10 protein-coding genes are annotated in these 12,340 nt (G+C 46.1%); 6 read left to right on the top strand and 4 right to left on the bottom strand.

The genetic code is table 11. The features are described from left to right. Positions 1 to 278: 278 nt before the first annotated feature. Positions 279 to 791, top strand: coding sequence for a hypothetical protein (locus MHI06_RS16695; RefSeq protein ID WP_340398502.1), 513 nt, complete (start codon positions 279 to 281; stop codon positions 789 to 791). Between the two features lie 2 nt (positions 792 to 793). Here the strand turns inward: MHI06_RS16695 and MHI06_RS16690 are convergent, their stop codons facing one another. The 4 genes from MHI06_RS16690 to MHI06_RS16675 form a co-directional block, all read right to left on the bottom strand. Continuing rightward, the gene (locus tag MHI06_RS16690) at positions 794 to 1,747 is read right to left on the bottom strand and encodes a hypothetical protein (protein WP_340398501.1); all 954 of its coding nucleotides are present in this window, start codon (positions 1,745 to 1,747) and stop codon (positions 794 to 796) included. Further along, positions 1,725 to 2,315: a sigma-70 family RNA polymerase sigma factor gene (locus MHI06_RS16685; RefSeq protein WP_340398500.1), complete on the bottom strand. Its 591-nt coding sequence runs from the start codon at positions 2,313 to 2,315 to the stop codon at positions 1,725 to 1,727. The genes MHI06_RS16690 and MHI06_RS16685 overlap by 23 nt, the downstream gene beginning before the upstream one ends. Before the next feature lie 247 nt (positions 2,316 to 2,562). Next, positions 2,563 to 3,795 (bottom strand): aminopeptidase, encoded by a 1,233-nt coding sequence (locus MHI06_RS16680; RefSeq protein WP_340398499.1) that lies wholly within the window; start codon positions 3,793 to 3,795, stop codon positions 2,563 to 2,565. A gap of 88 nt (positions 3,796 to 3,883) precedes the next feature. Beyond that, a complete protein-coding gene (locus MHI06_RS16675; RefSeq protein ID WP_169480971.1) occupies positions 3,884 to 5,116 on the bottom strand; it encodes an aminopeptidase in 1,233 nt (410 codons plus the stop codon). A 234-nt stretch (positions 5,117 to 5,350) separates the two neighbouring features. Here MHI06_RS16675 and MHI06_RS16670 point away from each other — a divergent pair, with 234 nt between their 5' ends. The 5 genes from MHI06_RS16670 (at position 5,351) to MHI06_RS16650 (ending at position 12,248) form a co-directional block, all read left to right on the top strand. After that, positions 5,351 to 5,623, top strand: coding sequence for a hypothetical protein (locus tag MHI06_RS16670; protein WP_319951885.1), 273 nt, complete (start codon positions 5,351 to 5,353; stop codon positions 5,621 to 5,623). 180 nt (positions 5,624 to 5,803) lie between these two features. Then, complete coding sequence (locus MHI06_RS16665) at positions 5,804 to 6,613, top strand: MBL fold metallo-hydrolase (protein WP_340398498.1); 810 nt, start codon at positions 5,804 to 5,806, stop codon at positions 6,611 to 6,613. Between the two features lie 179 nt (positions 6,614 to 6,792). Continuing rightward, positions 6,793 to 7,803, top strand: a complete 1,011-nt coding sequence (locus MHI06_RS16660; RefSeq protein ID WP_340398497.1) for an aldose 1-epimerase — start codon at positions 6,793 to 6,795, stop codon at positions 7,801 to 7,803. A gap of 133 nt (positions 7,804 to 7,936) precedes the next feature. After that, the gene (fumC, locus tag MHI06_RS16655; protein ID WP_076250332.1) at positions 7,937 to 9,325 is read left to right on the top strand and encodes a class II fumarate hydratase; all 1,389 of its coding nucleotides are present in this window, start codon (positions 7,937 to 7,939) and stop codon (positions 9,323 to 9,325) included. Between the two features lie 178 nt (positions 9,326 to 9,503). Further along, complete coding sequence (locus tag MHI06_RS16650; RefSeq protein ID WP_340398496.1) at positions 9,504 to 12,248, top strand: CHASE3 domain-containing protein; 2,745 nt, start codon at positions 9,504 to 9,506, stop codon at positions 12,246 to 12,248. Positions 12,249 to 12,340 lie beyond the last annotated feature (92 nt).

Genomic DNA, 12,340 nt, shown 5'->3' with positions numbered 1-12,340 from the left:
TGGAGTTGTTACGATGCTTTCTGGATTTAGATTGAAGTTTACTCAAGTGATACACCTCATTTGCAAATCTTGTTGGTTAATATGGTTCCAACCATGCATTACCCAATACATACGGGCTGGAATAATTTAGGTTTCACAATACTGGAAATGTATAAAAAGGACAAAAGACGCTACCGACAGAAACATCGGAGCGTCTAATTTTTTTTGAAACCTGTCACCCGATCCGTCCGTTTATACCCTTACACAAAATCAAATATGGAAGCGGAGGATGGATCAATATGCGGAAAACGAAAACAAAGAGTGCAGCATCTATACTAAAAATAACCCTTGTTGCCTTGTTAATAGTGCCAACAATCCTGGCTATACCTACGTCCGAACCAGCCGTTGCAAGCCCGATAATCAACGTGTCCTCTGGTGCACTTACAGCTCCACCGCCACCCGAACCATCCATCACTTCGCTTGCTACCACTCAGGAACGAGGACATATCTATCAGGCGGTCGGTGCACTCATCCCTGGGGGAGGACTTTCTGCCATCGTCAATACGAAGACCGCGACATATGTGGAAGTGAAGACACTTTCGGTAGATTACCGACTTGAGCGCTGGACAGGAACAGCATGGGTAACTTTCAAAAACAATTCCAACAATGCAACGAAAACAAACTTACTGAATGCCACATCGGATTGGACCGTTATGCCAGGATATTATTATCGCGTTACCAGTATTCATACAGCGCATGATGGAAGTACTACGGATACCAGCAAACATGTTTCTGGCACCGTGTTATTTTGATCTTATCGGCGGGTACTGCCGGGAAACTTCTGCTCTTGAAAATCGTTGGCAATAGCAGTCATTTCTTCTTCAGAAAGGGTGCCAAACAGACTCATATTGTTGGAACCCATCATCCACTGAAAGGAGTTATAGGGTGGGCCGATATACATCAGTGCTTCCGAGCCATCCGCCAGCTTTACGGTGCTCATATCACGAAGCATGGCCCCTTCAATTTTCTCCCCAGGCATGATATGGACATAATCAAACTGGATAATCTCATCCTCTATGCTCTTGCCTTCACTGGTATATTGAACTCTCATTTGTGTGGACTCATAATAATCGTCTGGATTCACAGGGTTTTCAGTATCAAGCACGAGTTCGAATTTGACTTTGTTGAATCTCTCGGGAATGGCATTGGATAACAGAAAGTCACCCATGAACCCATCGCGTGCAATCTCTTCTGTAACAAGTACTGGACGAAGCAGGTGGCTCGATAACTCATACGAAGGTGTATTAAGAGCTTCTTCTTCTTGTACTTTAAGAATGTCGTCTAAGCTGGTTTCCGGTGGTGGAGGCGTTTTGGCTGTTGACGGATCAGCCCCAAGATGGGTCGTACGATCCTCGATGATAATGGATTTCATGCCATTGCCCCAATCCTTGATGGATTGCACGAATGGGGATACCGCTTGCGTACCAGACGGCAGGCTGAAAATAACGGCCCCGATGGTCACGGAAGCAGCTACGACAACGGAAAGCCGCAGGGTACGTATTCTTTTTTTACGTAAACCGATTCTGTTAATTTCCCTATGTACCTTCTGCCAGGATTGCTGCATGGATTCGGTATCGGAGGAGGAAGGGGCAGAGACGGCCTGATGAAAAGCTTCATCAAAAGCCAGATCAAACGCAGCATCGAAATACTCGTCTTCCAGATCTGAGTCGAATTGCTCCACATGCTTATCGGACTTGCCTTTGCTCAATGCTTCCACCCCATTCCTTATGTAATTTCTTCTTGATACTGCCACGGGCTCTGAACAAGCGTTGCTTCACAATGTCTTCGGAGGTATCCAGCAGTTCGGCCATCTCCCGATAGGAGAGACCTTCTTTCCACCGTAACTCCACCAGTACACGATATTCCGGTTTGAGCTGTTCGAGATAATTTTCAATGGACTCTTGCATCATCTGCGTTTCTACCATGCTTTCCACGGAAGCTGCGGTCTGATTCATCGTCTCCATATCTATAAAAACACTATCCGTATCCACTTGGTTACGGTTATTTTTATTTTTTCTCAGATAATTAATAGCTGTGTTCCGCGTGACGACCTTGAGCCAGGCTTTTAGTTTGACCTCGTCTTCGAAAATGGGTTTGTTTTTGATGATTTTGATAAAAGCTTCCTGAATAATATCTTCTGCTGCAGCACGCTCCTTGATGATATAAACGATAAGACCATGAACCATATTATAATATTCATAATACACTTCTTCTTGAAGTGCAGAGCCTAAATTATGGAAATCTGAGGCGAGTAGTAATTGAAGCCGATTGGCCATGATGTTCTCCTTTCTGGTGAACAATCCACAAACATTGGTATCATTACATTTTACAACATAATATGGAAACGATACAATGGGAGGTTGGTCCGAGAAAAACCAGATGAGGAGAGCGAATGTAGCCTTCGGGACAGTTTGCTGAAAATTAATAAAAGGCTGTCTTGCCAACCATGAACACATGGTTGCAAGACAGCCTTTGCTACTGTTTAGTGAAAATACATTACGGTGGAGAGCTCTTCCGTAACCGTTAGAATGCCCAGTCTCCCTTAAGGAAGATGGCTTCACGTTCGCCGTTTGCCGTGATACCGTAGATGTCCGTCTCGGGAGAGCCCATCATGAAGTCCACATGAGTGATACTGGTGTTCATACCGCGAGCGGCAAGTTCTTCGGAAGACATCGTCTTGCCACCTTGGATATTAGATGCATAGGAACTGCCGATCGCAAGGTGACAGGACGCATTCTCATCATACAACGTGGTGTAATACAAGATACCGCTCTCAGAAATCGGGGAATGGAAGGGAACCAGAGCCACTTCGCCAAGATAATGCGAACCTTCATCCATGGAGATGAGTCTTTCGAGCGTATCCTGACCTTCCTCCGCATGAAAATCAATAATGCGTCCATTCTCGAAGGTGAGTGAGAAACGATCAATGATGCTTCCACCATAACTGAGCGGTTTGGTGCTGGATACTGTACCGCTGACACCAAGTTTGGCTGGAGCTGTGTATACTTCCTCTGTCGGGATATTGGCGACAAAAGGGGTACCTTGCTCATTCACGCTACCTGCCTGCGCCCAGATATGTCCTTCTGGAAGCTCAACCGTCAGATCCGTTCCCGGAGAGAGGAAGTGCAGTGCTTGATACTTCTTGTTGTTCAATGCAACGGCCTTGGTCTCCAATCGTTCAATATGCTGTTCCCAAGCCGCTACAGGGTCCTCCAGATCAGCTCTTACCGCAGCGAAAATGGCTTCCCATAGCTGGCTGACCTGCTCAGCTACCGGCAGATCCGGGAATACTTTGGCTGCCCAATCGGGTGAAGGACAAGCCACACCCGTCCAGCTCATTTTATCTGCTTGTTGATACTGACGGTACTTGGCCATCGCCTGACCAAATGTACGCTGATGGGTAGAGATTCGCTCCGGGTCAATGCCTTTCATCAGGTCTGGGCTGGATGACAATACCGTCAGGAAGGCTGCATTATTGGCCGCCAGTTCTTCAAGCTCCGCCGCATGCCATTTCGGTGGCTCTTGGAAGGATTCCTCAGGGGCCATCTCAAACCGCAATCGATTGACGGTTTCATCTCCGTATTTTACAATAACCTGCTTGGCTCCAGCTTCGTACCCTTTGCGCACCAGCAGGCGTACGAATTCAGCGGTATCAATCATTGCACTGATGACAAATACTTGCCCTGGTTGTACGTTAGCGCCTACTCTCACAGCAAGTTCAGCGTAACGATCCAGTTTTTGTTCAAAACTTAACATATGTGTTCCCTCCAATGATTGTATATTTATCTGTTGACGCAGGAAAAGAGAGGAGTAATCTCCTCTCTCCTAATCACATCAAACGGAATTAAAATGCCCAGTTTCCTTGCAGGAAGATCGGCTCTTCCGTGCCTTCGGAAGTTACACCGTGGATGTTCATTTCTCCAGATCCAATCATGAAGTCTACATGAGTGAGACTGGAGTTCATGCCACGTTCAATCAACTCTTCTTTCGACATCGTTTTACCACCTTCCAGACAGAAGGCATAAGCATTACCGATCGCCAAATGGTTGGAGGCATTTTCATCAAACAGGGTATTGTAGAACAAAATATTCGTATCGGAAATTGGTGACTGATGTGGAACGAGGGCTACTTCACCCAGATAGTGTGCACCTTCATCCATCTCGATCAGGTTTTTGAGTGCATCCAGTCCCTGCTCAGCGGTATAATCTACAATTCGACCGTTCTCAAATGTAAGGGAGAATCCGTCAATCAGGTTGCCGCCGTAGCTCAGTGGTTTCGTGCTGCGCACGGTACCGTTAACGCCAGTTTTCAACGGAGCCGTGAATACTTCTTCCGTAGGCATATTGGCAATAAAGACATGTCCTTGCTCATTCACACTCCCACCGGATACCCAGATATGGCCTTCTGGAAGTTCGATCGTCAGGTCCGTGCCTGGAGCTGTATAGTGAAGCTTTTTGTATTTTTTGTTGTTCAACAGATCAGCGCGGGAATCGAGATTTTGCAAATGGGTTTTCCATTCGGCAACAGCATCCTGTTCACCGATCCGTACTGTTTTGAAAATGACATCCCACAGGCGATCCACTTGTTGTGCTTCCGGCAGATCCGGGAACACTTTAGCTGCCCATTCAGGAGAAGGAACGGCTACAATAGACCAGCTGAATTTGTCAGCCATCTGATAAGAACGATATTTTTCGAGCGCTTTGCCGCGCACTTTTTGGCTAGTAATAATCCGTTCCTGAGCTACACCGTTCAGCAGATCCGGATTCTCAGCGATGACGTGAAGGATAGCGGCACCTTCTTCAACAAGTTCAGTCATTTCAGCTGCAAACCATTTCGGTTCAATGGAGAAGGCCTCGTCAGGGGCAAGATCGTAATGAAGACGGGTAACGGATTCATCGCTCCAGTTTACTTTGACCAACTTGGCACCTTTACCATAAGCTGCTTTGACGATTAGTCGTACAAAATGTGCTGCCGAGATTGGAGCGTTAACCACGAGCGTTTGTCCAGGATGGACATTGACACCGACTTGAACAGCCAGTTCAGCATATTGCTGCAGATTCGTTTCAAAAGTATTCATGCTATTTTTTCCTCCAATGTGATAATAATATCGTAGCTTGTTGGCTATTATAGATGTTGTTCAAACACGTATTATAGTCCTCATTACAACGATGTAAGGACTCAGAATGATTCCTTCATTGAATAAGGTATACGTTGCTACGTTATATATTGTACAATTAACCAATAATAATTACCAAACTAGGTTTACCAGAAATGTTGGAGACCTACTGTAGATGAAAGATTAAAGGAGAGAATGATTGTGAATATTGAAATTATCCGTACTGAAATGCGCCGTGAAGGTGAAAAAGGGTACGTGGGAAATACCGTTTACCGCACAGAAGGCGAAAAGTCAGTGTATGAGATTACCTTCATGAGCAAGAACGGAAAAGACTGGGACTATAGCTTGCATTTCACAGAGCAATCCGGAGATGAAGATGAGTTGCTGCGTATGGACGAGCTGCTTGAGAATGATGACGATCTGTACAATCAATTGCTCGATGCTGCTTTGGAGGCATTTCCGGCTTAACTGGCCGAGATGTTCTTGTTCTATTGTGTCGTGTTGATGACTATACTAGACGGTGTATGCCCGAAACAGGGTGTATACCGTCTATTTTATTGGAAATGTTGAATAGATGATCCAGAAAAGGGAAGTCTACGAGATGAATGGAACCAGAGAGACAATCCGCCTAATGGGAGGTAACCGTGAATGGCATCTGACAATCTGATTACAGAAGGGTTGACGGGGCTTGAAGAAGTCGCGCCCGATATTCTCAGTTTGCGTACACTATTCGTTAATGTCGTGTTCATCGGAGAGCCAGGAAGCAGGAACTGGGTCCTCGTGGACACTGGAATGGCGAGGTTCACGGATCATATTGTTCAGGTTGCAAGCGAACGTTTTCAAGGTCCGCCATCTGCGATCATATTGACACATGGTCATTTTGACCATGTAGGAACCGTTATTGAGCTGGAACAATTTTGGGGTGTCCCAGTGTATGCTCACCCGCTTGAAATTCCATATTTGACGGGATTGAAAGATTACCCGCCAGCGGACCCTTCTGTAGGTGGAGGACTAATGTCCAGATTGTCATTCGCTTATCCTAATGAGGCAATCAATCTGGATGATCGGATATTCAGTCTGCCCAAAGATCATTCTGTTCCAAGCGTTTCGGGATGGGAATGGGTGCACACGCCAGGTCATACGCCTGGACATGTGTCACTGTTTCGGGAAGCAGATCGTTTGTTGATTGCGGGAGACGCGATCATCACGGTGAAGCAGGAATCGCTGTGGAGTGTGTTGCTTCAGGACAAACAGTTGCATGGTCCACCATCCTATTTCACAACCGATTGGCAGGCTGCTCATCAATCCGTTCAGCATATAAGGCATCTGGAGCCGAAACTTGCTATTACTGGACATGGGCATGCCTTGAGCGGAGATATGCTGAGTGAATCCCTCAAGCAGCTTGATCTGGATTTTGAAGAGAGCACGGTGCCGGATCATGGCAAATATGTAGATTAATTGAATTATGATATGAATGGTGTCAGAGACAGCCGCAGCCGTTTGCAGCTGTCTTTTTCATGTCTTTTTTGAGGCTCAATCATGAATTTGTTCTCTATCATAGATTGGTATTTTGGGCCCGGGCATGATATAGTCGAGCCGTATAATATAACCTTAGTATGCAGGAGGTACATATAACGATGACACAGCAAAATGCAGCATTCGAAGAACAATTTGGAGGGATTCCGGCCGTCTGGCTTCGTTTTAATCAATTTGAAGCGGCAGTTATTCCAAGCGTGGGTGCCAACCTCGTTGCTTTCCGTGATACAGAAAAGGGATTCCGTTACTTGAGAGAGCCGAATCAGGATCAGATGGATGAGTTTATGGCTGCACCTGCGGTCTATGGAATTCCGATTCTTTCTCCGCCGAACCGTTATGAGGATGGTCGTTTCCCCTGGAATGGTAAAGTCTATCAATTGCCTGTGAATGAACCGGCTACAGGTAACCATCTGCATGGATTCTTGCATGATGCCGAGTGGAAGGTTGAGGGATATGGTTCTGACCAGTTGGAGAGTTATGTGCTGCTTAGCCAGGACGTGAAAGAAGGACATACATTCCATCAGTACCTGCCGTTTACGTTCACGGTAATGCTTCGTTACTCTTTGAGTAGCCAAGGACTTCAGCAGCAATTGATCGTTCGCAATAACGGGAACGAATACATGCCTAACCTGTTTGCATTCCACACGGCGATCGCTGTACCGTTCGCACCGGACAGTCAATCCTCGGATTACACGGCCAAAATTACGATTGGACAACGCCGTGAATTGAATGAACGTTCGCTGCCAACCGGACAATTTCAACCGCTTACACCTGAGGAAGAACAATTGAAGAAAGACGGGGTTAGTCCGTTCTTTGCAGCCATGGATAATCATTACACGGCAGTACCTCAGAATGGCCGTAACTATATGGAACTTACAGATCATCGTACTGGAGACAAACTGGTATATGATGTGGGTACATCGTACAAGCATTGGATGATCTGGAACAATAACATGGGCGGCGAATTCTTCTGTCCTGAACCACAGATGAACCTGGTTAATGCCCCGAATGTTGAAGGCATCCCGGCGGAAGAAATCGGATTGATCGGTCTGGAGCCAGGTGAACTGTTCGAACAGACTAGCCGACTGTATCCCATTGCGTCACAAAAATAAATTCACGTTCATTTTGCGCTACGCTTACAATTTTGTCGAAAAGGTGAAAACCTGCTCGTAAATCATGTATAATATGACGAGATACACAAGCTTTGTAGAGACCCAAACCATCTTTTTGGAGGAGGACAAGCAAGTGGAATACCGCATTGAGAGAGATACGTTAGGCGAAATGAAAGTACCAGCCGACAGGCTGTGGGGAGCTCAGACGCAGCGCAGCAAGGAGAACTTTCCGATTGGCAGTGAACATATGCCGATGGAAGTTATACGTGCCCTTGCCATTTTGAAAAAAAGTGCTGCGGCCAGTAACCATAAATTGGGTAAATTATCTGCGGCCAAGTCCGATGCCATCGCTTATGCAGCAGACGAGATTATTGCAGGTCGAATTGATGACCATTTCCCACTGGTTGTGTGGCAGACCGGAAGCGGAACGCAATCCAATATGAATGTGAACGAAGTCATTGCTAATCTGGGTAACCAACTGCTGGAGCAGAAGGGCAAGGAAGAGCGTCTGCATCCAAATGATGACGTGAACATGTCCCAGAGCTCTAACGACACATTCCCAACGGCTCTGCATGTCGCAGGTGTTCTGGCTGTTGAGGATCAACTTTTGCCAGCAATCGCGGTATTGAAAGCCACTTTTGCAGACAAGTCGGATGCATTCAAGGATATTATCAAAATTGGACGTACCCACCTCCAGGATGCAACACCGATTACGCTCGGTCAGGAGATTAGTGGATGGGAAGCCATGTTGGGCAAGAGCGAGCGGATGATTCGTGAAAGTGTGCAGTACCTGAAGGAACTTGCCATCGGCGGTACAGCTGTGGGAACCGGAATCAATGCTCATCCGGACTTCGGGGACTTCACTGCCAAGGAGATTGGCAAGCATACAGGTAAAGATTTTGTATCTGCACCAAACAAATTCCATGCACTTACGAGTCATGATGAAGTTGTGTATGCGCACGGTGCGGTTAAAGCGCTTGCAGCTGATTTGATGAAAATCGCCAATGATGTTCGCTGGTTAGCCAGTGGCCCCCGCAGTGGATTGGGAGAAATCCGTATTCCGGAGAATGAGCCAGGCAGCTCCATTATGCCAGGTAAAGTCAACCCAACTCAGAGCGAGGCTATTACCATGGTGGTTACGCAGGTCATGGGGAATGATGCAGCGATTGGATTCGCGGCGAGTCAGGGTAATTTTGAACTGAATGTATTCAAACCAGTTATCATCTATAACTTCCTGCAATCCGTGCAGCTGCTGGCGGACTCCATTATTGCGTTTAACGACAAGTGTGCCGTAGGTATTGAGCCTAACCTGGATCAGATTGAACATAATCTGAACAATTCGCTTATGCTGGTTACCGCCCTCAATCCGCATATTGGTTATGAGAATGCAGCCAAAATTGCAAAGCTTGCGCATAAAGAAGGCTTGTCTTTGAAACAGGCGACGTTACAAACGGGCCTGCTTACGGAAGAGCAATTTGATCAATATGTTGATCCAGCCAAAATGATCGCTCCAAAGGCCTAAAATCAGCCTGAATGAGTAATATAGATCGATGAAGATGACGACCTGCATAAGCAGGTCGTTTTTCTAATACAAATGGATGAACTTAAAGCTTGTCAGACTATACGTATACATATAAACTACATATGCAACTGTTTTAACGTACATGAATGGGATTCGTATATATTTGGAGGTTTCCGCGTTGTCAAAAACGAGAAGATTTACGATACGCTCCAAAATTCTATTGGGCTATCTTGTGGTTGTAGTTTTATTTGGTGCTGTTTTGCTAGTTCTTACGGCCCAAATTAATGTGTTACAGAAGGAAAATGATTTTATCAGCCATCATGATCTGGAAGTACATAATCTGACCAACGCGATTGAAAAAAATGTCTTGAACATGGAAACAGGACAGCGTGGATTCATGATTACAGGCAATGAAAGTTACCTGGAGCCTTATTCCCAAGGCCTCTCCCAATGGAGTTCCAACTATGATCAGTTGAATGCTCTCATTAGTGACAATCCTTCACAGCAGCAGAGTCTGCAAAATATCAAATCACATATTACACGCTGGATTGAGATCGCTGGGGAACCGTCCGTAAACTTGAAAAAGCAAGGGGATCAAGCACAGGTAATTGCATTCTTCCAATCTGATCCTGGTAAAACGGAAATTGATTTGTTGAGATCCCAGCTCGCGACCTTCCGTAGCACCGAAATTGCTCTGACGGAAGCAAGGGTAACTGATCTTGCCGCACGCAGTTCCACACTGCTGACAATTATGTATACGCTCTGGGGTGTTATTGCAGCATTATCAATCACCGCTGCGATCGTAATCTCAGGGAATATTGTCAAAACGTTACGAGATGTCATGCACACGATCAGTGATATCTCTAAAGGTGGAAACCTGAAGCAGCGAATTCAGGTGCGTACACGTGACGAAGTGGGTGATCTGGGGAATGAAACGAACAAGTTGCTGGATGAAGTGCAGGAACAGAATCGAATCAAAGATCAGATTACGGGCATTGCCACACTTTTGCAGAACCCGACCAATCTAGAGGGATTGTCACGCTTGTTCTTGAACGAACTTGCCATTCTGTTTGAAGTGCCTTATAGCGTCCTATATTATTTGAAAGACAATCGACTACTGCGCGTGGCTGCATATGCTGCGGATGGAGAGAAAGAACGTTCGCTCGGTAAAGTGTCGCTTGCCCCGGGTGAGGGACTTGTCGGACAAAGTGCTGTCGAGAAGCGAGTCTTGCGCATGAATGACTTGCCTCAAAACTATATCCGAATCTCGTCGGGTCTTGGTCATGCATCTGCCACATCACTTACCGTTGTGCCGGTACTGTTCGAAGGCAGAACGATTGCGGTAATTGAACTCGCTTCAATGAATCCGCTGCAAGAGAATGACATGAAGCTGATGCAAGAACTTACTGAGATTTTCGGTGTTTCACTACACTCCACCGTCACTCGTATGGAATTACAGCAATTGTACGATGAGTCACAAGTTCTGAATGAAGAGTTACAGGCGCAATCGGAGAAACTTCAGGCTCAGACCGAAGAGATGCTGTCTCAGACAGAGGAACTGCAAATGCAGACCGAAGAGCTTCATATGCTTAACGATCGCCTGGAAATACAGAAGAGCGCTGCAGAGACATCTGCCAATGAACTTTCGGTTGTGGCAGATCAGTTACGAACGAGCTCAGGATACAAATCCGAATTCTTGGCGAACATGTCCCATGAACTGCGGACACCACTCAACAGCATGTTGATTTTATCCGAGATATTGTCTGAAAATAAAAATCAACACTTGAATAGTGAAGAGCAGAATTATGCTTCAGTCATTCACAAATCAGGCAAAGACCTGCTTAATCTGATCAATGATATTCTCGATCTATCCAAGGTGGAAGCCGGGCAGATGGAAGTGGATTTCGATGATGTCTACCTGGGCAGTCTGCCTGAAATTATGAATCAGTATTTCCTGCAAACAGCTGAGCAGAAAAGAATAGACTTCCGGATTCAGCTCCAAAGTCCTTTGCCGGAAACCATCGTGACCGATGAGATGAGATTGCATCAGATTCTCCGAAATCTGCTCTCGAACGCATTCAAGTTCACCAGTGAGGGTGAAGTTGCCTTAACCATCTCCAGAATGAGTCTGGCGAACCCTGAGGCGAAAGGCCAAGAAACAGACGTGATTGCTTTCTCCGTCAGTGATACAGGGATCGGGATTGCGGATAACAAACTCATGCAGATCTTCGATGCTTTCAAACAGGCGGATGGAGCTACAGCACGTAAATACGGGGGAACCGGGCTGGGCTTGTCCATATCTCAATCGCTTGCGACCCTGTTGGGTGGTTCAATCTCGGCAACAAGCCGTGAAGGACATGGCAGTGTGTTCACGCTGTTCCTGCCGCTGCGAAGAGATGAACCTGAGACGATGCAAGCATCTCGGCTGTTCCTGAATGAGGTGGCTAGCACCACACCTGAGATCAACAAACTTCCTTCATTGACCACAGCTCCATCGGACGTGTTATTAACACCTCTGGAAGAAGCGTTGCTCAGCGGACGCCAAGTGCTTGTTGTTGATGATGATATACGTAATGTATATGCCCTGGCTAACGCCCTTGAGCAATACGGCATGAATGTCATTTCAGCGCAGAACGGATACGAGTGTCTGGAATTGTTGGAGCGTGGAGGAGTCAAACCTGATATTATCATGATGGATATCATGATGCCGGAACTGGATGGTTATGAAACAACTCGCCAGATCCGTGAACGGCTTGGTCTGACTCAGCTTCCGATTATTGCGCTGACAGCCAAGGCCATGAAAGAGGATCGGGAGAAATGTATTGCAGCAGGTGCTTCAGACTACCTCAGCAAACCGCTGAATATTAAAGAGGTATTATCGCGTATGAAATTATGGATCAATCACGAAACATTGGAAATCTGATATGAAACCTATGCCGATTACAGGAGAGTGCGCTGTAATTAGGTTATAGGTTTTATTTTTTTTGCGTGTAAGCTTTATTCCGGAATTTGATG

Origin of the sequence: Paenibacillus sp. FSL H8-0079, assembly GCF_037991315.1 — a bacterium.
Lineage (GTDB): Bacteria > Bacillota > Bacilli > Paenibacillales > Paenibacillaceae > Paenibacillus.
The sequence above is the reverse complement of the archived record's forward strand: the minus strand, read 5'-3'. Positions and strand labels throughout refer to the sequence as shown.

Excerpts from the sequence above, each read along its gene's own strand:
- MHI06_RS16695 (WP_340398502.1), top strand. The coding sequence starts at position 279 with ATGCGGAAAACGAAAACAAAGAGTGCAGCATCTATACTAAAAATAACC.
- MHI06_RS16685 (WP_340398500.1), bottom strand. The coding sequence starts at position 2,315 with ATGGCCAATCGGCTTCAATTACTACTCGCCTCAGATTTCCATAATTTA.
- MHI06_RS16680 (WP_340398499.1), bottom strand. The coding sequence starts at position 3,795 with ATGTTAAGTTTTGAACAAAAACTGGATCGTTACGCTGAACTTGCTGTG.
- MHI06_RS16675 (WP_169480971.1), bottom strand. The coding sequence starts at position 5,116 with ATGAATACTTTTGAAACGAATCTGCAGCAATATGCTGAACTGGCTGTT.
- MHI06_RS16670 (WP_319951885.1), top strand. The coding sequence starts at position 5,351 with ATGATTGTGAATATTGAAATTATCCGTACTGAAATGCGCCGTGAAGGT.
- MHI06_RS16665 (WP_340398498.1), top strand. The coding sequence starts at position 5,804 with ATGGCATCTGACAATCTGATTACAGAAGGGTTGACGGGGCTTGAAGAA.
- MHI06_RS16660 (WP_340398497.1), top strand. The coding sequence starts at position 6,793 with ATGACACAGCAAAATGCAGCATTCGAAGAACAATTTGGAGGGATTCCG.